Raw genomic sequence first — 21,892 nt, 5'->3', positions numbered from 1 at the left:
GCGTTCACGCGTGAAGTTCCGCCCCGCTGACGACCGTAGGCTGGACGGATGCCAGGACTCGCCGCCCCGCTCATCGCGTGGTACCGCGACGCGGCCCGCGACCTCCCCTGGCGCCGCGAGGGGTTCGGGGCGTGGGGCACGCTCGTCAGCGAGTTCATGCTGCAGCAGACGCCGGTGAACCGCGTCGTCCCGCACCTCGAGGCGTGGCTGACGCGCTGGCCGACGCCCGCCGACCTCGCCGCCTCTCCCCCGGGCGACGCCGTCACGCAGTGGGCGAACCTCGGCTATCCGCGCCGCGCGCTGTGGTTGCACCGCGCCGCCGTCGAGATCCGCGATCGCCACGACGGGGTCGTTCCCCGCGACGTGGAGGCGTTGCTGGCCCTCACCGGGATCGGCGACTACACCGCGCGGGCCGTCGCGGTCTTCGCGTACGGCGATCGGCATCCGGTCGTCGACACGAACACCCGCCGCGTGCTCGCCCGCGCCATCGAGGGTCGCGCGCAGCCCGGTCCGCCGCACCGCCGCGATCTCGAAGCGATGGAGGCCGAGCTCCCCGCCGACATCGCCGAGTCCGCGATCGTCAACGCCGCCGCGATGGAACTCGGCGCGATCGTCTGCACCGCCCGCGCGCCGAAGTGCGAGGCATGCCCCCTCGCGGCCCAGTGCGCATGGCGGGCGGCCGGGTACCCGGCATCCGAAGACCGCCGACGCAAGCAGGCCACGTACGAGGGCAGCGATCGCCAGACCCGCGGGGCGGTACTGAAGACCCTGCGCGAGGCGGCGCCCGCGGCGGTCCCGGCGTTCGCGGTGATCCCCGAATGGCCGGATGCCGCGCAGCGCGACCGCGCCATCGACTCCCTCATCGCCGACGGCCTCGTGGAAGCGGCCGATGAGCATCTGCGCCTGCCGGGCCACCCGGCATCCTGAAACCGAGTCCGGTCCGACGCCCGCCGCCCCGATCCCGCCGCGAACCGGCACGTCGCTCTTCGCGTCTCCAGGATCGCGGTCCGGATGCCATGGCAAGACGAACGGCCGGACTCCGCCGATGTGGCGGGGTCCGGCCGTGTCGTTTCGAGGGTCAGGCGCGCGGGGCGTCGTCCTCGTCGTCATCCTCATCGTCGTCGACGTCGTCCTCATCGTCTTCGTCGCGCGGCTTGACGTACGGGTCGGCGTCGCCGGCGTACGCGGCCGAGGCGGCGAGACCGGCGACGGACTCGTCGCGCTCGCGCGCTTCGCGCAGGAGGGCCGAGATGTGGTCGGCGTTCTCGGGGATTCCGTCGAGGATGAACTCGAGCGACGGTGTCAGGCGCGTGTTGAGGTTCTTGCCGACCTCGCTGCGCAGCATGCCGGTCGCCGACTTCAGCGCGGCGGCGGTGTCGGCGCGGTGCGCCTCGTCGCCCATGACGGTGTAGAACACCGACGCGTGCTGGAGGTCACCCGTGACCCGCACGTCGGTGATGGTGACGAATCCGAGCCGCGGGTCGCGCAGCCCCTTCTCGAGACGCTCGGCGAGCACCACGCGAATCCGGTCCGCCACTCGGGCCTGTCGTTCCCCTGCCACTGCCTTCTCCTTCTCTCATACCGCCGCGAGTGATCGCGGCCGGTGGGCGTCCGGCTACGGACGCCGCCCCCAGCGTAGGGCGGAGGGGGTGCGTGTCTCCACGAGCATCGGGGTAGGGGCCCCGCTCTGCTCGGGGAGGCACACACCCCCGCAGCCCGAAGCGGGAGCCGCGCCCGAAGACGCGACTCCCGCCAGGTGTGATCAGCCTCGCGGCTTCTCGACCATTTCGGTGGTCTCGATCTCGTCGCCGATCTGGATGTCATTGAACTTGCCGAGACCGATACCGGCCTCGAAGTCCGTCCGAACCTCGGTGACGTCGTCCTTGAAGCGACGCAGCGACTCGATGGCCAGGCCGTCGGCGAGCACGACACCGTCGCGGATGACGCGAGCCTTGGCGTTTCGCGTGATCGTTCCCGATCGCACGATGACACCGGCGATGTTGCCGAACTTCGAGGAGCGGAACACCTCGCGGATCTCGGCGACACCCGACTGCACCTCTTCGAACTCCGGCTTGAGCAGGCCCTTGAGCGACTGCTCGACGTCGTCGATCGCGTTGTAGATGACCGAGTAGAACCGCACGTCGACACCCTCGCGGGCGGCGCGCTCACGGGCCTTCGTGTCGGGGCGGACGTTGAAGCCGATCACGATCGCGTTGTCGATCGTGGCCAGGTTGATGTCCGACTCGGTGATCGCACCCACACCGCGGTGGATGATGCGCAGCTGGACGCTGTCGTCGACCTCGATCTTGAGCAGCGACTCCTCGAGCGCCTCGACGGCACCCGACACGTCACCCTTGATGATGAGGTTGAGCGACTCGACCTTGCCCTCTTCGAGAGCGCGGGTGAAGTCTTCGAGCGAGATGCGCTTGCGGGCCTTGGCCAGCTGGGCGTTGCGCTCGGCCGCTTCACGCTTCTCGGCGATCTGACGGGCGGTGCGGTCCTCTTCGGTGACGATGAAGACGTCGCCGGCGCGGGGCACGGAGTTGAGACCCTGAACCGAGACGGGACGCGACGGGTAGGCCTCGTCGACCGCTTCGCCGTTCTCGTCCATCATCGCGCGGACGCGGCCGTAGGCCGTTCCGGCGACGATCGCGTCACCGACGCGGAGGGTTCCGGACTGGATGAGCACCGTGGCGACCGAACCGCGACCCTTGTCGAGCTTCGCTTCGATCGCGACACCGCGGGCCGCCTTGTTCGGGTTGGCCGTGAGGTCGAGGCCGGCGTCGGCGGTGAGCAGGACCGCATCCAGGAGGGCCTGGATGTTGAGGTTCTGTCGAGCCGAGACGTCGACGAACATGACGTCTCCGCCGTACTCCTCGGCGACCAGACCGTACTCGGTGAGCTGCTGGCGCACCTTAGCGGGGTTGGCGTCGGGCTTGTCGACCTTGTTGACCGCGACCACGATCGGCACGTTCGCCGCCTGGGCGTGGTTCAGCGCCTCGACCGTCTGGGGCATGATGCCGTCGTCGGCCGCGACCACGAGGATCGCGATGTCGGTCACCTGCGCACCACGGGCACGCATGGCGGTGAACGCCTCGTGACCCGGGGTGTCGATGAAGGTGATCGCGCGCTCGATGCCCTCGTGCTCGGTCCAGATCTGGTACGCACCGATGTGCTGCGTGATGCCGCCGGCCTCGCCCGCGACCACGTTGGTCTGGCGGATGGCGTCGAGCAGTCGCGTCTTACCGTGGTCGACGTGGCCCATGACGGTGACCACGGGAGGACGGATCTCGAGATCGTCCTCGCTCTCGGCCTCGAGCTCGGCGTCGAGGTCGAGACCGAAGCCCTCGAGGAGCTCCTTGTCTTCGTCCTCGGGCGAGACCATCTGGATCTTGTAGCCGAGCTCGGCTCCGAGCACCTCGAAGGTGGCCTCGTCGAGCGACTCGGTCGCGGTGGCCATCTCGCCCAGGTTGAACAGGATGGTCACCAGCGTGCCGGGCTGCACGGTGTAGCCGCGCAAGGCTTCGAGCTTGTCCGCGAAGTCGGCGATGGAGGCACCGCGACGCAGGCGGATGATCTCGCCGTTGCCCTTCGACACGTTGACGCCGCCGACGACCGGCGCCGACCGCATCTCGAATTCCTGCCGCTTCGCCCGACGCGACTTACGCTGCTTGGACTTGCCGCCACCCTTACCGAAGGCACCTGCGGTACCACCGCCGGGACCACGGCCACGGCCACCGCCGCCACCGGGACGACCGGCGAAACCACCGGCCGGAGCGCCGCCACCGGGGCGCTGGAAGCCGCCACCGGCGCCGCCGGGACGACCGGGACCGCCGGGACGCTGCTGGAACGGAGCGCCGGGACGACCGCCGCCACCGGGACGACCGGCACCACCGGGGCGCGGGGCACCGGGACGCGGGGCGCCGGGGCGCGGAGCCTGCGGACGCGGGATGTTGCCGGGGGTCGGGCGCTGGCCCATTCCCTGCGCCGAAGCGAAGGGGTTGTTACCCGGACGGGGGCCGGCGGGACGCTGGCCCATGCCCTGCGAGGACGCGAACGGGTTGTTGCCCGGACGGGCTCCACCCGGACGCGGGGGCGCGCTCGGGCCGGGCTTGGGGGCACCGGCACCGGGTGCAGCGGCACCGGGGGTCGGAGGGGTCGAGCCGGGGCTCGGCGGAGACGACGGAGTCGAGGGCTTCGCCGCCGACGCGGCCGCGGGGGCCTCGGAAGCCGGGGCGGATGCCGCGGGTGCAGCCTCGGCCGGAGCCGCTGCGGGAGCGGCGGGGGCCGCGGGCTTCGCGGGTCCGGGCGTGGGACCCGACGGACGGTTGCCGGGGGTCGCGGCCGGACGAGCCGGACCAGGACGGGCGCCGGGGCGCGCCGCGGAGGCGGCGGGCTTGGCATCCGAAGAGGAAGACGAGCCTTCGGAGGCCAGCGCAGCGCGGAGCTTACGGGCCACCGGGGGTTCGATGGTGGATGAGGGGCTCTTGACGAATTCGCCGAGCTCCTTCAGCTTCGCAAGCGCGACCTTGCTGTCGACGCCGAGCTCGGAAGCGATCTCGTGCACGCGTGGTTTTGCCACAATTCTCCTGTCTGAGGGCCCACCCCGGACAGGGCAGACCGTTAGTTGCGGACGGGTCTCATTTCGAGCCGTTCACTTCGTGTCCATAGCCGTTCAGCCTTTTCGCTGGTGGTGTGATTCGAAGGTCTGCGTGTCAAGCGGGCCTGACACACGCAATGCTCGTACGAAAGCGCGACGTGCGAGCGCTTTGCTCACACACGCGTCCGTCTCGTGCACCCACGCGCCCCGGCCGGGAAGAACCGCTCGCTCGTCAGCGACGAGGACGGATCCGTTCGCGACCACACGCAGAAGCGAGGATCGGGGGGCACGTGCGCGGCATCCGACGCACGTTCGTACGGGTTCCATCCTACACCTCGCGATCGTGGGGACGATCGGACGCTCAGTTGTCTTCGAGGATACTGTCGGGCTGGATGTCGATCTTCGCACCGGTCAGCTTGGCGGCCAGACGGGCGTTCTGCCCCTCTTTGCCGATCGCGAGCGACAGCTGGTAGTCGGGCACGAGGGCGCGGACGGCCTTGGTCGTGGCATCCAGGACGAACGACGAAGTGACCTTCGCCGGCGACAGGGCGTTCGCGACGAAGCGCGGCAGCTCGGCGTCGTAGTCGATGATGTCGATCTTCTCGCCGGCGAGCTCTTCGGTGACGGCGCGCACGCGGCGGCCGAGCTCTCCGATGCAGGCGCCCTTGGCGTTCACTGTCGGGTCGTTGGCCTTGACCGCGATCTTCGAACGGTGGCCGGCCTCGCGGGCGAGCGAGACGATCTCGACGAGCCCCGCGGCGATCTCGGGCACCTCGAGGGCGAAGAGCTTGCGGACCAGGCCCGGGTGCGTGCGCGACACGGTGATCTGCGGGCCCTTGTTGCCCTTCGAGACGCTCGTGACGTAGACGCGCAGTCGCGAGCCGTGGGCGTAGGTCTCGCCGGGCACCTGCTCTTCGGGCGGGAGGATCGCCTCGACCGTGCCGAGATCGACGTGGACCATGCGCGGGTTGGGGCCCTGCTGCACGACGCCGGCGACGATGTCGCCCTCTTTGCCGCGGAACTCGCCCAGCACGGCGTCGTCGGCGATGTCGCGCAGACGCTGGCTGATGACCTGCTTGGCGGCGAAGGCCGCGATGCGACCGAAGTCGTCGGGGGCCTGCTCCTCTTCGCCGATGATCGCGCCCTCGTCGTCGGTCACGGGCGTGAAGATGCCCACGTGACCGGTCTTGCGGTCGAGGGTGGCGCGTGCACCGGTGGGGATCTCGCCGGTCGGCGAGATGTGCTTGGCGTAGGCGGTCAGGATCGCCTGCTCGATGATGCGCGCGAGTTCGTCGAAGGGGATCTCCTTCTCGCGTTCGATCGTCTTCAGTAGTGCGAGATCGATGTCCACAAGGCCCTCCGTTGTTCAGCTTTCGTCGGCACGACCGGCGCCGACAACCCTCCTACGATACCCGGGATGCCGCGGTCCCCGCGACCCGCGAGACATCGGACCCTCGCGCTCGGCGACAGGACGCAGGAGAATCCGGGCGGGATGGCGCGTCGCGCGAGAACCGGCAGCCTCGGACGCCGCATCTCCTGCGCTGTGTCGATCCGGCTCCGCCGCCGTCAAAGACGCTCCAGCGGGTTCGCCGCGAGCTTGGCCACCACTCCCCCGTCTACCAGGCGCCGGGCGGCGGTGTCGGGCTTGCGCGCCGCCTGGTCGAGCACGCACGCGCCGAACTCGGTGGCGAGGGCGCCGCGCGGGTGAGCGGCGAGCACCTCGCGCCGGAAATCCTCGGGCAGCGCGTCGGGACGGGCACCCGAGATGTCGAGGCCCGTCGCGATCTCGAGCAGATGCCCCTCGGCATCCATCGACGGATCCACGCGCGGCCAGTTGTGCCGCACGATCACCTCGAGCACGCGCTCGCGTCGGGGCTGCTCCCACCCCGCGCCGGCGGTGAGCGCGACGCCGACGTGCCCGCCCGCGTGCTCGTACGACAGCGCGTGGTTGTCGAACTCCCCCACCGTGCCGATGTCATGCAGCACCGCGGCGACGTAGAGCAGCTCATGGTCGATGTTCCCGATGACGTCGATCACCGCGAACGCCTCGGCCCACAGCCACGACCGCAGCACGTGAGCCGTGATCGCGGGCGACTGGTACCGCTGCGCCAGCGCGAGGGCCCCGCGGGCGGCGAGGGTGTCGGGAACGGGGAAGTCGCTGATGCGCACGGAGCCTCCGGGATCGGGTGGACCCCCACTCTCGCGGAACCCGCGCTCGTCGACCAGACGCGCGGCGGCCACCCTTCGCAGCCTTCCCGCCAGCGCGCGGGCAGGACGCAGGAGATTCGGACGCCGAACGCGACGACGACCGCGCGGTTCCGCGGGGCGCCGGCCGCACGGCATCCGAATCTCCTGCGTTGTGAACCCGACCCGCCCGCCACCGCCCCGCGCCCCGCGCCACCGCCCCGCGTTCCACCGCCGAAATCGACGGATGCCGCGACGTCGGGCGAGCGCCCGGGTCGCGGCATCCGGAAACCGCGTCAGCTCACCGGGGTGGCGTGCCAGATGCGGTCGAGGTAGTCGCGCATGGCGCGATCGGACGAGAAGTAGCCACTGCGCGCGACGTTGAGAATCGCCGAGCGCACCCATCCGTCCTGGTCGGCGTACGCCGCGTCGACGCGCTCCTGGGCGTCGAGGTAGGTCGAGAAGTCGGCGAGCGCCATGAAACGGTCTTCGTACAGCAGGTTCGATACCAGCGGCTCGAACACGGTGCGGTCGCCGCCCGAGAAGGCGCCCGAGGCGATGAGATCGATGGCGCTGCGGAGGCGCTCGTCCTTCTGGTAGAAGTCGGCGGGGCGGTACCCCTCAGCCCACAGCGCCTCGACCTCGGGCTCGCTCATGCCGAAGAGGAAGAAGTTGTCGTCGCCGACGAGCTTGCGGATCTCGACGTTCGCGCCGTCGTCGGTGCCGATGGTGAGGGCGCCGTTGAGGGCGAGCTTCATGTTGCCCGTGCCCGAGGCCTCTTTGCCGGCGAGCGAGATCTGCTCCGACAGATCGGCGGCGGGGATGATGCGCTCGGCCAGGGTGACGTTGTAGTTCGCCGGGTAGACGACCTTGAGCTTGCCCTTGACCCGCTCGTCGGCGCTGACCACCTCGCCGACGGCGTTGATGAGGTGGATGATGCGCTTGGCCATGCCGTAACCGGGCGCGGCCTTCGCGCCGAAGAGGAACGTGCGCGCCTGCACCTCGTCGACGTCGAGGCGACCCGAGACGATCCCCTCGTAGGTGCTGACGATGTGCAGCACCTTCAGCGTCTGCCGTTTGTACTCGTGCAGGCGCTTGATCATGACGTCGAGCATGTGCCCGTCGTCGAGCGGCGCCTCGCCCCGGGCCTCGAGCACGCTGCTGAGGCGGCGCTTGTTCGATGCCTTCACCGCGGCGAAGCGCTCGCGGAAATCGGCGTCGTCGGCGAGGGCCTCGAGGCCCCGCAGGCGTTCGAGGTCGACGGTCCACCCGGCGCCGAGGGCCTCGGTGATCAGGCTCGAGAGGTCGGGGTTGGCCAGGCGCAGGAAGCGGCGCGGCGTCACGCCGTTGGTGACGTTGGTGAACTTGTCGGGCCACATGGTGGCGAAGTCTTTCAGCACGTTGTCGCGCAGCAGTTGCGAGTGCAGCTCGGCGACGCCGTTGACCTTCGAGCCCGCGACCGTGGCGAGGTAGGCCATGCGCACCGAGCGCGAGGGGTGCTCGCCGATGATCGACATGTTGCGGATGAGCATCTCGTCGTCTCCGAAGCGCTCGCGCACCTCGAGCAGGAACTCGTCGTTGATGCGGTAGATGATCTCCAGGTGGCGCGGCAGCAGGCGGCCGAGTAGGTCGACCGACCAGACCTCGAGCGCCTCGGGCAGCAGCGTGTGACACGTGTACGCGAAGCACTTCTGTGTGATCGCCCACGCGGCATCCCATTCGAGCTTCTTCTCGTCGACGAGCACGCGCATCAGCTCGGGCACCCCGATGACCGGGTGGGTGTCGTTGAGCTGGAAGATCACGCGCTCGGGAAGCTTCTCGATGTCGAAGTCGTCGGGCAGCACGTTCTCGATGAAGTCGGCGATGGATGCCGCGACGAAGAAGTACTGCTGCTGCAGGCGCAGCTCCTTGCCCTGGGGCGTCGAGTCTTCGGGGTAGAGCACCTTCGAGATGTTCTCGGCGAAGGTCTGCGCGCGCACCGACTCGACGTAGTCGCCGGAGTTGAAGGTGTGCAGGTCGAAGGCGTTGGTGGCCACCGCGCGCCACAGGCGCAGGGTGTTCACGCGACCGTTGTGGTAGCCCGGGACCATCATGTTGTAGGGCACCGCGAGCACGTTCCACTCGGGGATCCAGCGCGTGCGCTCGACGCCCTCGTCGTCGTAGGTCTCGGTGCGGCCGGCGAACGAGACCGTCTGCGCCGCCTCGGGGTGGGCGAAGTCCCAGGGGGACCCCATGCGCAGCCACGCGTCGGGCTGCTCGACCTGCTGCCCGTCGGCGAAGGCCTGACGGAAGATGCCGTACTCGTAGCGGATGCCGTAGCCGATGGTGGGGATGCTCATCGTCGCGAGCGAGTCGATGAAGCAGGCCGCGAGGCGACCCAGGCCGCCGTTGCCGAGCCCCGGCTCGATCTCGACCTGACGCAGGTCGTCGATGTCGATGCCGCACTGCGCGAGAGCCTCGGTGGCGATGTCGGTCAGACGCGCCGCGAGGAGATTGTTGTCGAGCTGGCGCCCCAGCAGGTACTCGGCCGAGAGGTAGCAGACGGTCTTGTTCTGCTGGGCCTTCTGCTGCGCGCGATCGTCGAACCAGCGCGCCATGAGGTAGTCGCGCACGGTGTAGGCCAGGGCGAGGTACTGGTCGTTGACGTCGGAGGTCGACAGCGTGACGCCCTGGTCGAAGTTGAGGTTCTGCAGGAACTGCTTCGCGAAGCCGTCGACGGATGCCGCGGGGGCGACGACCGGCGCGATCGCGAGCGGGTGAGTGGGGCGCAGCTCAGCGGTGTTCTCGGGCATGATCCGACCGTAATCAGTGCGGCCCGCTCACGCCAACGTGGAACGGGAACGACACACGATCTTCACCCCGGCGCCGCATGACGCCTCCCCCGACCCTCTCGCCGCGCTCGTCGCGGAAGGCGCGGACGCACAACCGGATTATCGCCCGGCGGCCAACCCGCGTACGGTTCCCGAGTGTCCACCTCCGCTCGCGAAGCCGCCCGGGACGCGGAGGCCAACCCCGCGTTCCGCGTCGCCGCGCGCGCGGGGTACGCGGCCAACGGCATCCTGCACCTGCTCATCGGCGGTCTGGTGATCGCGGTCGGCTTCGGAGCGACGGAGGACAGCGACCAGACCGGGGCGTTCCGTGCGCTCGCCGCGGTGCCCCTCGGAGCGGCGGCGCTGTGGGCCCTCGCCGTCGGACTCGTCGCCCTCGGTGCCTGGCACCTGCTGCAGGCGTTCGCGCCGCGCCACCTGTCGGTGTGGCGACGCATCGGACGGATCCTCACCGAAGCCCCGCAGGGCCTCGTGTTCGTCGCGATCGGCCTCGTCTCGGCATCCGTCGCCCTGGGCGCCCGACCGCGGGCGGAACAGGCGGCCGAAGACCTCAGCCAGGGAGTTCTCACCTGGTCGATCGGCGGATTCGTGCTCGGTGCGGTCGGCCTCGCGGTGGCCGGGGTCGGTATCGGCTTCGTCTGGATGGGCCTGCGCCGGTCGTTCCACTCCAAGGTGCGGACGCCCGCCGGGCCCGGGGGCTTCGCCCTCACGGTGCTCGGTGTGCTCGGGTTCGTCGCGAAGGGCGTGGCCCTGCTGATCGTGGGCGTGCTGGTGGTTGTCGCCGCCGTCACCGTCGAGCCCGACACCGCGGGCGGACTCGACGGAGCAACCGCCGCCGTCGTGGCGCTGCCCGCCGGTCCCGTGCTCGCCTGTCTCGTCGGGGCGGGATTCCTCGCCTACGGCGTCTTCACGGTCTTCCGCGCACGTTACGCCCGCCTCGACGCCTGAGCCCGGACCTCAGTCGAGGTCGGGGTTGCGGCCCGTGCGCTCTCCCGTGTCGAGTCCCGCGATGGTCGCGCGGTCGTCGTCGTCGAGGGTGAAGTCGAAGACGTCGCCGTTCTCGCGGATGCGGTCGAGCGACACCGACTTCGGGAACACCACGAGGTCCCGATCCAGGTGCCAGCGGATCACGACCTGGGCCGGCGTCTTGCCGTACTTCTCGGCGATGCCGACGAGCACCGGCTCGTCGAGCAGGCCGCCGCGCGCGAGCGGCGCCCACGACTCGGTCACGATGCCATTCGCGACGTGCCAGTCGACCAGCTCGGTCTGCGGGAAGCGCGGGTGCAGCTCGACCTGGTTCACGGCCGGCAGCAGTCCGGTCTCGTCGCGCAGGCGCTCGAGGTGGACGACCGAGAAGTTGCTGACGCCGATCGAGGTCGCCCGCCCCTCCTGCTGCAGACGCTGCAGCGCCTTCCAGGTGTCGACGTAGCGATCGGCGCTCGGGATCGGCCAGTGGATGAGGTACAGGTCGACCCGCTCGAGCCCGAGCTTCGCGGCGCTGGCGTCGAAAGCCCGCAGCGTCTCGTCGAACCCCTGGTCGTCGTTCCAGACCTTGGTGGTGACGAACACCTCGTCGCGATCGAGGCCCGCAGCGCGCAGACCCTCGCCGACCTCGGCCTCGTTGCCGTAGAGCGCGGCGGTGTCGATGTGACGATATCCGGCGGCGAGCGCGCCCTCGACGAGACCGGCGGTGACGTCGGCGGGCACTTTGTACGTGCCGACGCCGAGCTGCGGGATGGTGGAGCCGTCGGACAGAGACAGACGGGGAGCCGAGATCATGGCATCCACGCTACCCATGCCGGTGCACGGGTGGACGACGAAACGGCATCCCTCCCGGCGGATGCGGGACGGATGCCGTTTCGGTACCGGATCAGCGCGTCAGCGCCGCCACCGCGTCGGCTACCGACACGGTGTCGCGTTCGCCCGTGCGGCGGTCCCAGAGCTCGACCTGCCCCTCGGCCGCGCCGCGACCGACGATGAGGATGCGCGGGATGCCGACGAGCTCGGCGTCGCCGAACTTCACGCCCGGCGACACCTTGGGGCGGTCGTCGTAGAGCACGTCGAGACCGGCGGCCTCGAGCTGGTCGGAGACGGATGCCGCGAGCTCGAACGCGGCGGCGTCACGGCCGGTCGCGACCACGTGCACGTCGAACGGGGCGACGGACTCGGGCCAGATGAGGCCCTTGGCGTCGTTGTTGAGCTCGGCGATGATCGCGAGGATGCGGGTGACGCCGATGCCGTACGAACCCATCGTGACGGTGGCGAGCTTGCCGTTCTCGTCGAGCACCTTCAGCCCCAGCGCCTCGGCGTACTTGCGGCCGAGCTGGAAGACGTGGCCGATCTCCATGCCGCGGGCCAGCTCCACAGGTCCCGAGCCGTCGGGGGCGGGGTCTCCCGCGCGCACGGTCGAGACCTCGACGAAGCCGTCGCCGACGAAGTCGCGGCCCGCGACGAGCGAGTGCACGTGCTTCTGGTCGATGTTGGCGCCCGTGATCCACGCCGTGCCATCGACCACTCGGGGGTCGAGGTAGTAACGGATCTTCGTCGCCGACTCCTCGCCCAGCACGGCGCCGGTCGGCGACCACGGGCCGATGTAGCCCTTGACCAGCAGGGGGTTCTTCGCGAAGTCGGCCTCGGTGGCCGCCTCGACCTCGGCGGGGGCGAAGGCGACCTCGACGCGCTTGTCGTCGACGTCGCGGTCACCGGGAAGACCCACGACGACCAGCTCGCGGGTGCCGTCGAGGTGCGTGAGGGCGAGCACGACGTTCTTGAGCGTGTGCGCGGCCGTCCATTGCGTGGCCTCGGCCGTGGCCGGGCCGGCGATGCCGGGAGCCGGGGCGTCGAGGTGCGCGTTCGAGTGGTCGACGAGGGTCGCGATCGTCGGGGTGTTCGGCGAGTCGAAGATCACGGCCTCGGGCTGACCGTCGATCGGCAGCGCGTCGGGCACGACGGTCGTGAAGGCCTCGACGTTGGCCGCGTAGCCGCCGGCCGAGCGCACGAAGGTGTCCTCGCCGATGGGGGTCGGGTGCAGGAACTCCTCCGACTTCGATCCGCCCATCGCACCGGCATCCGCTGCGACGATCACGTACTCGAGGCCCAGGCGGGTGAAGATGCGCTCGTAGGCGTCGCGCTGAGCCTGGTACGAGGCGTCGAGTCCGGCATCCGTCGCGTCGAACGAGTACGCGTCCTTCATCGTGAACTCGCGGCCGCGCAGGAGGCCGGCGCGGGGACGCGCTTCGTCGCGGTACTTGTCCTGGATCTGGTAGATCGTCAGCGGCAGGTCCTTGTACGACGAGTACAGGTCCTTCACCAGGAGGGTGAACATCTCCTCGTGGGTGGGCGCGAGCAGGTAGTCGGCTCCCTTGCGGTCCTGCAGGCGGAACAGCGCGTCGCCATACTCCTCCCAGCGGCCCGTGACCTCGTACGGCTCGCGGGGCAGCAGAGCCGGGAAGTGAACCTCGAACGCTCCGGCGTTCGCCATCTCCTCGCGGACGACGGCCTCGATCTTGGCCTTGACCTTCAGACCGAGAGGGAGCCACGCGAAGACGCCCGGGGCGTTGCGACGGATGTAACCGGCGCGTACGAGCAGGCGGTGGCTCGTGACCTCGGCATCCGAGGGATCTTCGCGGAGCGTGCGGAGGAAGTACTTCGACAGACGGGTGACCACGAGAGACGAGTCTAGGCCGCGAGGGAGGGAGGAATGGATGCCGGGGGTCACCCGAGCGCGCCGATGATGTTCGCGGCGAGCGCGCGCATCTGCTCCTCGGAAAGATCCGTGCCCACCGCCTCGATGATCCCCCCGTCGGAGTCCGCGCGCAGTCGCCCGCCGACCCCGTTCGCCGGTGGGATCCACCACGCGGCTCGGGCCCCGTCGACCTGAACGGGAGTGCCGCCGAACCGCTCCACCTCACTCGGATCCGATTGCAGGCCGGGGGCGATACTGAGCCGCAGCGTGAAATAGTCGGGCTCGTCGTACACGGGAGGGGCGACCGAGCACCAGGCGGCCGCACCGCGAGCGGTGAGGATGTCCCACTCCTGACCCTGCGGCACGTCGTCGGTTCCCACCGGTTCGAGTCCGACACGGCCAAGGGTCTGCTCGACGGCGCCACGGAGACGGTCCTGACAGCCATCGAGATGCCAGGCCGCCGCCGGAAGCGCCCGCTCGATTCCCGGCGAGGCGGCAGCGCGCGACCCCACCGCCGCTACCGCGTCCAACGCGACGGAGGCGCTGCTCGCGTACGCGGACACCCACGCGTCCCCGAAGCGTTCCGAATAGTCGCATGGTCCGCCCTCGCAGACCGGGGCGACGCCGATCCTCGCGCGGACGGCGTCCGGCACGACGGAGTAGGGAAGAACGGTGACGCCCACCGACTGCCACCCCGAGGAGTCCTGCGTCCGCCAGTGGCACGAGACCCCGCCCAGCGATCGAGCGTCCCAGACGGACAGCCCCTCCCACAGACGCATCGGAACACCGACCACCGAAGATGCCGCATCGGCATCGAGCACAGCCGAACAGTTCCCACCGAAGGCGAGAACCGGCGACGAGGAGGTCGGCGTCGGGGTCGGGGTCGGGGTCGGGGTCGGCGCGACCGTCGGCGTCGCCGTCAGCACCGGCTCCGCCGTGGCGGTCGGGCTCGGCGACGGCGTGGTCGCGATCTCGGGTGCGCTCAGCGTCGAGGTCACCGCCACTCCCCCGGCGATCGCGACCACCAGAGCCGCCGCCACGGAGCCCGCGATCCAGGCGTTCCGGTGCGCCCCGACGGGCGTGATGTCGTGGGCGCCGCCCACGATGCGGGCGCGCAGGGCCGCGCGCTCGGAGGGCGTCAGTTCGTCGTTCATGCCCGTGCCCCTTCCAGCGCGAGCTCGCCGCGCAATTTCGCTTTAGCGCGGGCGAGCCGCGATTTGACCGTTCCGGCCGGGATGCCGAGAGCCTGAGCGATCTCGCGCTCGGCGTAGCCCTCGAGCACCGACAGAACGACGACCGCCTGCTCCCGTTCGGGCAGACGCTTGAGCGCGGAGAGCACGCCGCTGTCGTCGTGAGCGTCCATCGACACCTGCGCGGCGACGGGAGCCCGATCGAGCAGGGCGCGATAACGCCTGCTCGACCGCTCGAGATTCCGGGCGCTGTGCGCGACGGTCGTCAGCAACCACGGCAGCGGCGACCCCTCGACCAGACGCACCGAGGCGCGTTTGCGCCACAGTTCGAAGAAGGCCACCGTCACGGCATCCTTCGCGTCCTCTCGATTCGTCAGCAGCCGCGAGGCGTGCCGGAACAGCCGCGTCTCGTGCCGATCGAACAGCGCGGCGAGCGCGAGCTCGTCGCCTTGGCGCACCCGGATCCACAGCCCGGCGTCGTCGTCATCCACACTCTGTAATGTCCATGATCCGTCGATCGGTTCACGACCGACGCGGCAGTTTCGGTAACGAAAGGGTGACGGCTCGACTACTCACCTCCCCCGGGCACCCAGGTCTCACCACTGAACGGCGAGGCCCGCCAACCGAGAGAACGCGTCGTCGCTGCTGAGAAGCGTGAGGGACTCCACCATCGCCTGCGCGGCGAGCATCCGGTCGAACGGGTCACGATGATCCCACTGCAGGGATCCAGCGAGGAGCGCGTGGGTCTCATCGATGGGAAGCCTCTCCGCGCCGAGGCGATCGAGATGGCGCGCGTAGCCCCCGACGAGCGCATCGGCGTGCGGGAGCTTGCCGATCCTCTGCTTCGTCGAGATCTCCCACGCCGAGGCGGCGGACACGACGATCGTCGACGACGGGTCAGCGAGGACAGCCGAGGAAGCCGGCCCGAGGCGGGCCGGGGCGGTCAGGGCCCAGAGAAGCGTGTGCGTGTCGAGCAGATACCTCACGCACCGACCTCCCAGGCGGAGAGCTCCTCTTCGGGAAGGGGATCGGCGAACGACTCCGGGATGGCATAGGCCACGAAGCCCAACTCCCGCTGCGCGGGCGGCTCGACAGCGACCAGCCGCGCAGCCGGGGTATCGCCCCGCGCGATGACGACCTCGTCGCCACGTTGCACGGAGGCGATGAGGGCAGACAGGTGCGTCTTCGCGTACTGCACTTTCACTCGCGACGTCTTCATGCGACCAGACTCGCACCCACCTCCGACACTGGTCAACCGCACTTGGTCAACCTGATCAAGCGGCGCGACGCCTTCCGACGTGCAGCACGGCGCGCACGACGAGTCCCGCCAGCAGGGCCCAGAAGGCCGCGCTCACCCCGAACACCGCGATCCCGGATGCCGCCACGAGGAAGGTCACCACGGCCGGCACCCGCTCTCCGGGGTCGTCGATGGCCTGCTGCACGGCGGAGCCGAATGCGCCGAACAGGGCCACCCCGGCCACCGCCGGGATGACGCCGGCGGGGGCGAGCAGCACGATCGCCGCGAACGCCGCCGACAGCGCGCCGAGCACAAGGTATGTCCCCCCGGCCGATACTCCGGCAACCCAGCGCCGCTTCGGGTCGGGGTGCGAGTCGGGACCGGCGGCGATCGCCGCGCTGATCGCGCCCAGGTTCATCACGTGCCCGCCGAAGCCGGCGGCGGCCGCGGAGCCGAGGCCGGTGACGAGCATCGCGGGACGCCAGGGGACCGTGTAGCCGAGGCTGCGCATCACGGCGACGCCGGGGACGTTCTGCGACGCCATCGTCACCACGAACAGCGGCAACGCGACCCCCACGACCGCGCCGACCGTGAGTGCGGGGGTGGTGAACTCCAGCCGGGGCAGGAGCGAGGCGGCATCCGCGTTCACTCCCGTGCGGGTGAGCTCCACCGCGACCACCGCGATCGCCGCGACGAAGGCGAGCGGCACGGCCCACCGGGGAAGCAGACGGGATGCCACGAGCCACACGATCAGCACGGGAGCCACGCCCCACGGGTCGTCGACGAGCCCGACGAACGGCGCGACGCACAACGGCAGCAGCACGCCGGCGAGCATCGCCTGCGCGATCGAGGGAGGGATGCGGGCGATCAGCGCGCCGAGCGGCGGGAACAGGGCCGTGCACAGGATCAGTGCCGCGCAGACGAGGAAGCCCCCCACGACCGCGGGCCAGCCGCCGTCGACGGCGCCGGTCGCCGCGAGCAGCGCGACGCCGGGGGTCGACCAGGCGACGGTGATGGGGATGCGGTAGCGACCGGCCAGCACGATGCAGCCCACCCCGACGACGAGCGTGATGGCGAGCAGTCCGCTCGCTGCCTGCGCCGGCGTCGCACCCACCGCCCGCAGGCCCGTGAGGACCACCGCGAAGGTGCTGGTGAAGCCGACGAGGGCGGTGACCACGCCGGCGATGAGCGGGCGGGCGAGGGAGGCGCGTGCAGTCTCGGTCATGAGACTTCCGACGCTATCGGAACAAAAGCCGACCGCCGACGCTCAGATGAGCGCCGAGCGCATCGGGTGGAGCGGTCAGGCGGTGATGACCTGCGCGGTCCCGGTGGCGGCGTCGGGGCCCATCTCGGCCGCCAGACGGTTCGCCTCGGCGATCAGCGTCGCCACGATCTCGCTCTCGGGCACGGTCTTGACGACCTCGCCCTTGACGAAGATCTGACCCTTGCCGTTACCCGAGGCCACACCCAGGTCGGCGTCGCGCGCCTCGCCGGGTCCGTTGACGACGCAGCCCATGACGGCCACGCGCAGCGGAACGGTCATGTCCTTCAGGCCCTCGGTCACGTCGTCGGCGAGCGTGTAGACGTCGACCTGGGCGCGACCGCACGAGGGGCACGAGACGATCTCGAGCTTGCGTTCGCGGAGGTTCAGCGACTGCAGGATCTGGTGGCCGACCTTGACCTCTTCGGCCGGAGGGGCCGAGAGCGACACGCGGATGGTGTCGCCGATACCCTCGGACAGCAGGATGCCGAACGCCGTGGCGCTCTTGATCGTGCCCTGGAACGCGGGTCCGGCCTCGGTCACGCCGAGGTGCAGGGGCCAGTCGCCCCGCTCGGCGAGCAGACGGTAGGCCTTCACCATGACGATCGGGTCGTTGTGCTTGACCGAGATCTTGAAGTCGTGGAAGTCGTGCTCTTCGAACAGCGAGGCCTCCCACACGGCGCTCTCGACGAGGGCTTCGGGCGTGGCCTTGCCGTACTTCTCGAGCAGACGGCGGTCAAGCGAGCCGGCGTTGACGCCGATGCGCAGCGAGACGCCGGCGTCTTTCGCGGCCTTGGCGATCGCGCCGACCTGGTCGTCGAACTTACGGATGTTGCCCGGGTTCACGCGCACCGCGCCGCAGCCGGCGTCGATCGCCTGGAAGACGTACTTCGGTTGGAAGTGGATGTCGGCGATGACCGGGATCTGGCTCTTCTTCGCGATGATGTGCAGCACGTCGGCGTCGTCCTGCGACGGCACGGCGACGCGCACGATCTCGCATCCGGATGCCGTGAGCTCGGCGATCTGCTGCAGCGTGGCGTTGATGTTGGTGGTGGGCGTCGTGGTCATCGACTGGACGCTGACGGGAGCGTCGCCACCGACGAGCACCTTGCCGACCCGGATCTGGCGGGTCTTGCGACGGGGCGCGAGGGTCTCCGGCACACGGGGCATTCCGAGGTTCACAGCAGGCACGGGCTCAGCCTACGCCGCCCTCACCGCACGGCGCCTGAACCGGTGCCGAAAGGCTGCTGTGGTAGGTTCGGCGCCATGCGCGCTCACACATCCTGGTGGCCCATCGTTTAGGCGGTGCGCACGCATGCAACAGACCGCCCTCCCCCTGGGGAATCCGGCGGTCTTCGTGTTTTCGGCGGCCGCGACGGAACCTCGTTCAGCACAGACGGAAAGACATCTCGATGACCGGGCTCGACCCCTTTTCCCTGCTCTCGGACCTCGCCGCAGGTTCCGCCCCCTTCGCCCTCATCGCCCGTGACGGGGCGACCGTCGAGGTCCTCACTGGAGACGTCGTCGACGTGGAGCTGCTCGCCGACATCCCGTTGACGGATGCCGACGGCGTCGCCCGCGAGGTGCTCGCGCTCGTCCCGTACCGACAGGTGCGCGAGCGCGGCTTCGTGTGCCACGACGACGGGGCCCCGCTGCGCTGTCTGGTGATCGGCGACCGCGTGTCCCTGCCACGGGCGGAGGCCATGGCATCCCTCCCCTCCTCCCCCGTGCCGTTGACGGACGCCAGCTTCGACATCAGCGACGAGGACTACGCCCGCATCGTGCGCCGCGTGATCGCCGACGAGATCGGCCGCGGCGAGGGGGCGAACTTCGTGATCCGTCGCGACTTCGTCGCCGGCGTCGACGCCGACCCCCGGATCGCCGCTCTGACGTGGTTCCGCGCGTTGCTCGAGCACGAGAAGGGCGCGTACTGGACCTTCGCTGTCGTCACCGACGATCACATCGCGGTGGGCGCGAGCCCCGAGGCGCACGTGAGCGCCAAGGATGGCGTCGTCACGATGAACCCGATCTCGGGCACCTTCCGTCACCCGGCGGGAGGCGCGACGGCCGAGACCCTCGCGGAGTTCCTGCGCTCGACGAAAGAGACCGAAGAGCTCTTCATGGTCGTCGACGAAGAGCTGAAGATGATGAGCGCCGTCTGCAGCGACGGCGGTCGGATCACCGGGCCGCACCTCAAAGAGATGTCACGGCTCACGCACACCGAGTACATGCTGCGCGGCTCGAGCGACCTCGACCCCCGCGACATCCTGCGCGAGACGATGTTCGCCCCCACCGTGACCGGCTCGCCCATGCAGAACGCGTGCACGGTGATCGCCCGCCACGAGACCGCCCCCCGCGGGTACTACTCCGGTGTCGCGGCGCTGTTCACCCCGAACGGCTCGACCGAGGGCCCCACGCACGACCTCGACGCGCCGATCCTCATCCGCACGGCGTACCTGGTCGACGGGCGACTGCGCGTCCCCGTGGGCGCGACCCTCGTGCGCCACTCCGATCCCGAGGGCGAGGTGGGCGAGACCCACGGAAAGGCGGCGGGCGTGCTCGGCGCCATCGGAGCGATCCCGCGGGATGCTCCCGCCGTTCCGGCCGACGCCGACCCCGACGCTCCGGCCGCGGCCCGCCGGCCGTTGGCCGAAGACCCCGCGATCGCCGAACTGCTGACCTCGCGCAACGACCGTCTCGCGCCGTTCTGGATGAACCCGCAGGACCCCGACGGATCGGGCCCCTTCGCAGGCCGTACGGCGCTAGTGGTGGATGCCGAGGACCGCTTCACCACGATGCTCGCGCACCAGCTGCGTCACCTGGGCCTGGACACCCGCATCGTGCCATGGTCGGAGGCGACGGACGACGAGATCGACGCCGCCGACCTGGTCGTCTCGGGTCCCGGGCCCGGCGACCCGCGCGACGACAGCCCCCGCATGACGGCGATGCGGCGAGTGGTCTCGCGGCGGCTCTTCCGTCACGCTCCGCTCCTCGCCGTGTGCCTGAGCCATCAGATCCTCGCGGACCAGCTCGGCATCGACCTCGCCCCTCTCGCACAGCCGCACCAGGGCCTGCAGAAGAGCGTCGACGTGTTCGGCGAGAGCGCCTCCATCGGTTTCTACAACACGTTCACGGCGCGCGTGGCTCCGGGGACGACCGAGCGGGGGATCTTCGTCGAATCGATCACCGCGAACGGAGAAGCGACGAGCCCCGCGCTCCCCCTGCCCGAGGGGCGCATCGACATCCCCGCGGAGGTCGCGGCCGATTCCGAAACCGGCGACGTCTACGCCCTGCGCGGGCCCGGATTCGCGAGCGTGCAGGGTCACCTCGAGTCGATCCTGTCGCGCGACGGCATGCGCACGCTGGAACGTCTGATCGCCCACGCGCTCTGACCCGCGCTCTCGGAGGCGCTCGGGAACCTCCGCGGCGAGGCGGCGGAGCCTGAACCGAGGTGGCTGAGCGTGTCGAAGTCACCGGCCCTCGCGGCCCCCGGACCCTTCGTCATGCTCAGGGACCTTCGAACCGCGAGCGCGCGCCTAGAGCAGCTGCACCGGGTTGAAGATGTCCGCGAGGAACAGCACACCGCCGGTCGCGACCAGAAGCACCACGACGACGAACGTCACGGGCACGAGCTTCGTGGCATCCACCGGCCGGGCGACTTTGCCGCGCAGGCGCGCGATCTGCCTCTTGATGCCGTCCCACAGCGCGACCACGACATGGCCGCCGTCGAGCGGGAGCAGCGGGATGAGGTTGAAGACGAAGAGGGCGATGTTCAGACCGCCCAACAGGGTGATCATGGTCTGCACGCGGTCGAGGATCGGCGCGTCGACGGCGGCGATCTCACCGGCGAGACGGCCCGCCCCCACCACGCTCATGGGGCTGTTCGCGTCGCGGGGCTGACCGCTGAGGGTGTCGACGGCGACCTCGTAGATGCGGACGGGGAACTGCGACACGATCTGCGCGACCGAGCCGATGTACTGGCCCGTCGCCTGAAGGCTCGTCCCGATCGGCTGGCGGACGAGAGCGCTCTGCGGGCTGATCCCGGCGAAACCGACCGTCTGGTACTCGGTCGCACCCGACGCGTCGACCACGGGCCGTCCGTTCGCATCGGTGACGGCCTTGTCGGTGGTCGCGGGGGTGAACTGCACGGTGCGCTGCGCGCCGTCGCGGTCGATGACCACCGACAGCTGCTGCCCGGGAGAGCGCTGGATGATCGCCGCCGCCTCGGCGAACGTCGACACCGGCGTGCCGTCGATCGAGACGAACTCGTCCCCCGGCTGGATCCCCGCGGCGGCCGCGGGAGCGACGGGATCGCTCGGGGTGCAGTCGGTGCGGTTCTGGCTCGCGGGGATGACGCACTGCGAGACGGAGGCGACGGTCGTGGTGCCCTGCTGGATGCCGATGCCGCTGAGGGCGATCGTGAAGAGCACGACGGCGAGGACGAGGTTCATCACGGGCCCGCCGAGCATCACGATGATCCGCTTGTAGACGGGCAGTTTGTAGAACACGCGGTCATCGGAGGCGATGAGGGTCTCGGCGTTGGCGTCGCGGGCGTCCTGGATCATCGTCGCGAAGAAGCGCGAGCGCTTGGTGCCGGGCTTGGCGTCGTCGGGAGCCGGCGGGTACATGCCCGCCATCGAGATGAAACCACCCAGGGGCAGGGCCTTGAAGCCGTACTCCGTCTCGCCGATCCGCTTGGACCAGAGCGTCGGACCGAAGCCGATCATGTACTGGCCGACGCGCACGCCGAAGAGCTTGGCGGGCAGCAGATGCCCGACTTCGTGCAGCGCGATCGAGACGGCCAGGCCGAGCACGAGCACGATGACGCCGATGAGGAACGCGATCGCAGTCACCCGCCGACGATACCGCCGGACGCCTTTGAACCGCCCGTGCGGCTGCGATGCGGT

Annotated in this window: 18 protein-coding genes; 3 read left to right on the top strand and 15 right to left on the bottom strand. The window is 70.1% G+C overall.

The window, feature by feature from the left end; genetic code table 11:
• Nucleotides 1-48 precede the first annotated feature (48 nt).
• Complete coding sequence (locus OVA26_RS07340) at nt 49-927, top strand: A/G-specific adenine glycosylase (protein WP_268103621.1); 879 nt, start codon at nt 49-51, stop codon at nt 925-927.
• A gap of 151 nt (nt 928-1,078) precedes the next feature.
• On the opposite strand, the gene rbfA is transcribed toward OVA26_RS07340, so the two are convergent.
• From rbfA to OVA26_RS07310, 6 genes are all read right to left on the bottom strand, one after another.
• Nucleotides 1,079-1,561 (bottom strand): 30S ribosome-binding factor RbfA, encoded by a 483-nt coding sequence (gene rbfA, locus OVA26_RS07335; RefSeq protein WP_268103620.1) that lies wholly within the window; start codon nt 1,559-1,561, stop codon nt 1,079-1,081.
• A 201-nt stretch (nt 1,562-1,762) separates the two neighbouring features.
• Nucleotides 1,763-4,582: a translation initiation factor IF-2 gene (gene infB, locus OVA26_RS07330; protein ID WP_268103619.1), complete on the bottom strand. Its 2,820-nt coding sequence runs from the start codon at nt 4,580-4,582 to the stop codon at nt 1,763-1,765.
• 93 nt (nt 4,583-4,675) lie between these two features.
• Nucleotides 4,676-4,927 (bottom strand): YlxR family protein, encoded by a 252-nt coding sequence (locus tag OVA26_RS07325; RefSeq protein ID WP_268103618.1) that lies wholly within the window; start codon nt 4,925-4,927, stop codon nt 4,676-4,678.
• Nucleotides 4,928-4,961: 34 nt separating this feature from the next.
• On the bottom strand, nt 4,962-5,951 hold the full coding sequence (nusA, locus tag OVA26_RS07320; RefSeq protein WP_074694211.1) for a transcription termination factor NusA: 990 nt from the start codon (nt 5,949-5,951) through the stop codon (nt 4,962-4,964).
• A 215-nt stretch (nt 5,952-6,166) separates the two neighbouring features.
• On the bottom strand, nt 6,167-6,769 hold the full coding sequence (locus OVA26_RS07315) for an HD domain-containing protein (protein ID WP_268104895.1): 603 nt from the start codon (nt 6,767-6,769) through the stop codon (nt 6,167-6,169).
• A gap of 311 nt (nt 6,770-7,080) precedes the next feature.
• The gene (locus OVA26_RS07310; RefSeq protein ID WP_268103617.1) at nt 7,081-9,576 is read right to left on the bottom strand and encodes a glycogen/starch/alpha-glucan phosphorylase; all 2,496 of its coding nucleotides are present in this window, start codon (nt 9,574-9,576) and stop codon (nt 7,081-7,083) included.
• Nucleotides 9,577-9,750: 174 nt separating this feature from the next.
• Between OVA26_RS07310 and OVA26_RS07305 the strand changes: the two genes are divergently transcribed.
• Nucleotides 9,751-10,560 carry a DUF1206 domain-containing protein gene (locus tag OVA26_RS07305; RefSeq protein ID WP_268103616.1) on the top strand — a complete coding sequence of 270 codons (810 nt, stop codon included), beginning with the start codon at nt 9,751-9,753 and terminating at the stop codon, nt 10,558-10,560.
• Between the two features lie 9 nt (nt 10,561-10,569).
• On the opposite strand, the gene OVA26_RS07300 is transcribed toward OVA26_RS07305, so the two are convergent.
• From OVA26_RS07300 to ispG, 8 genes are all read right to left on the bottom strand, one after another.
• Nucleotides 10,570-11,391 (bottom strand): aldo/keto reductase, encoded by an 822-nt coding sequence (locus tag OVA26_RS07300; RefSeq protein ID WP_268103615.1) that lies wholly within the window; start codon nt 11,389-11,391, stop codon nt 10,570-10,572.
• 91 nt (nt 11,392-11,482) lie between these two features.
• On the bottom strand, nt 11,483-13,279 hold the full coding sequence (locus OVA26_RS07295) for a proline--tRNA ligase (protein ID WP_268103614.1): 1,797 nt from the start codon (nt 13,277-13,279) through the stop codon (nt 11,483-11,485).
• Nucleotides 13,280-13,326: 47 nt separating this feature from the next.
• Nucleotides 13,327-14,451 (bottom strand): hypothetical protein, encoded by a 1,125-nt coding sequence (locus tag OVA26_RS07290; RefSeq protein WP_268103613.1) that lies wholly within the window; start codon nt 14,449-14,451, stop codon nt 13,327-13,329.
• Nucleotides 14,448-14,978, bottom strand: a complete 531-nt coding sequence (locus OVA26_RS07285) for an RNA polymerase sigma factor (RefSeq protein WP_268103612.1) — start codon at nt 14,976-14,978, stop codon at nt 14,448-14,450. The genes OVA26_RS07290 and OVA26_RS07285 overlap by 4 nt, the downstream gene beginning before the upstream one ends.
• A gap of 105 nt (nt 14,979-15,083) precedes the next feature.
• The gene (locus OVA26_RS07280) at nt 15,084-15,473 is read right to left on the bottom strand and encodes a type II toxin-antitoxin system VapC family toxin (protein ID WP_268103611.1); all 390 of its coding nucleotides are present in this window, start codon (nt 15,471-15,473) and stop codon (nt 15,084-15,086) included.
• A complete protein-coding gene (locus tag OVA26_RS07275; protein ID WP_268103610.1) occupies nt 15,470-15,706 on the bottom strand; it encodes a type II toxin-antitoxin system Phd/YefM family antitoxin in 237 nt (78 codons plus the stop codon). Before OVA26_RS07275 ends, OVA26_RS07280 begins: the two co-directional genes overlap by 4 nt.
• A 55-nt stretch (nt 15,707-15,761) precedes the next feature.
• Nucleotides 15,762-16,949, bottom strand: coding sequence for a benzoate/H(+) symporter BenE family transporter (locus tag OVA26_RS07270; RefSeq protein ID WP_268103609.1), 1,188 nt, complete (start codon nt 16,947-16,949; stop codon nt 15,762-15,764).
• A 75-nt stretch (nt 16,950-17,024) separates the two neighbouring features.
• The gene (ispG, locus tag OVA26_RS07265) at nt 17,025-18,155 is read right to left on the bottom strand and encodes a flavodoxin-dependent (E)-4-hydroxy-3-methylbut-2-enyl-diphosphate synthase (protein WP_056228466.1); all 1,131 of its coding nucleotides are present in this window, start codon (nt 18,153-18,155) and stop codon (nt 17,025-17,027) included.
• 242 nt (nt 18,156-18,397) lie between these two features.
• Between ispG and OVA26_RS07260 the strand changes: the two genes are divergently transcribed.
• Nucleotides 18,398-20,377 (top strand): anthranilate synthase family protein, encoded by a 1,980-nt coding sequence (locus OVA26_RS07260; protein WP_268103608.1) that lies wholly within the window; start codon nt 18,398-18,400, stop codon nt 20,375-20,377.
• A 144-nt stretch (nt 20,378-20,521) separates the two neighbouring features.
• Here OVA26_RS07260 and OVA26_RS07255 read toward each other — a convergent pair whose 3' ends face one another.
• Complete coding sequence (locus OVA26_RS07255; protein WP_268103607.1) at nt 20,522-21,838, bottom strand: M50 family metallopeptidase; 1,317 nt, start codon at nt 21,836-21,838, stop codon at nt 20,522-20,524.
• Nucleotides 21,839-21,892: the final 54 nt, after the last annotated feature.

The organism is Microbacterium sp. SL62 (genome assembly GCF_026672635.1).
Lineage (GTDB): Bacteria > Actinomycetota > Actinomycetes > Actinomycetales > Microbacteriaceae > Microbacterium > Microbacterium testaceum_A.
The sequence above is the reverse complement of the archived record's forward strand: the minus strand, read 5'-3'. Positions and strand labels throughout refer to the sequence as shown.

What these genes read in the sequence shown, in the direction of transcription:
- OVA26_RS07340 (WP_268103621.1), top strand. Translation starts at nt 49, where the DNA reads ATGCCAGGACTCGCCGCCCCGCTCATCGCGTGGTACCGCGACGCGGCC.
- OVA26_RS07325 (WP_268103618.1), bottom strand. Translation starts at nt 4,927, where the DNA reads ATGGAACCCGTACGAACGTGCGTCGGATGCCGCGCACGTGCCCCCCGA.
- OVA26_RS07310 (WP_268103617.1), bottom strand. Translation starts at nt 9,576, where the DNA reads ATGCCCGAGAACACCGCTGAGCTGCGCCCCACTCACCCGCTCGCGATC.
- OVA26_RS07300 (WP_268103615.1), bottom strand. Translation starts at nt 11,391, where the DNA reads ATGATCTCGGCTCCCCGTCTGTCTCTGTCCGACGGCTCCACCATCCCG.
- OVA26_RS07290 (WP_268103613.1), bottom strand. Translation starts at nt 14,451, where the DNA reads ATGAACGACGAACTGACGCCCTCCGAGCGCGCGGCCCTGCGCGCCCGC.
- OVA26_RS07275 (WP_268103610.1), bottom strand. Translation starts at nt 15,706, where the DNA reads ATGAAGACGTCGCGAGTGAAAGTGCAGTACGCGAAGACGCACCTGTCT.
- OVA26_RS07270 (WP_268103609.1), bottom strand. Translation starts at nt 16,949, where the DNA reads ATGACCGAGACTGCACGCGCCTCCCTCGCCCGCCCGCTCATCGCCGGC.
- ispG (WP_056228466.1), bottom strand. Translation starts at nt 18,155, where the DNA reads ATGCCCCGTGTGCCGGAGACCCTCGCGCCCCGTCGCAAGACCCGCCAG.
- OVA26_RS07260 (WP_268103608.1), top strand. Translation starts at nt 18,398, where the DNA reads ATGACCGGGCTCGACCCCTTTTCCCTGCTCTCGGACCTCGCCGCAGGT.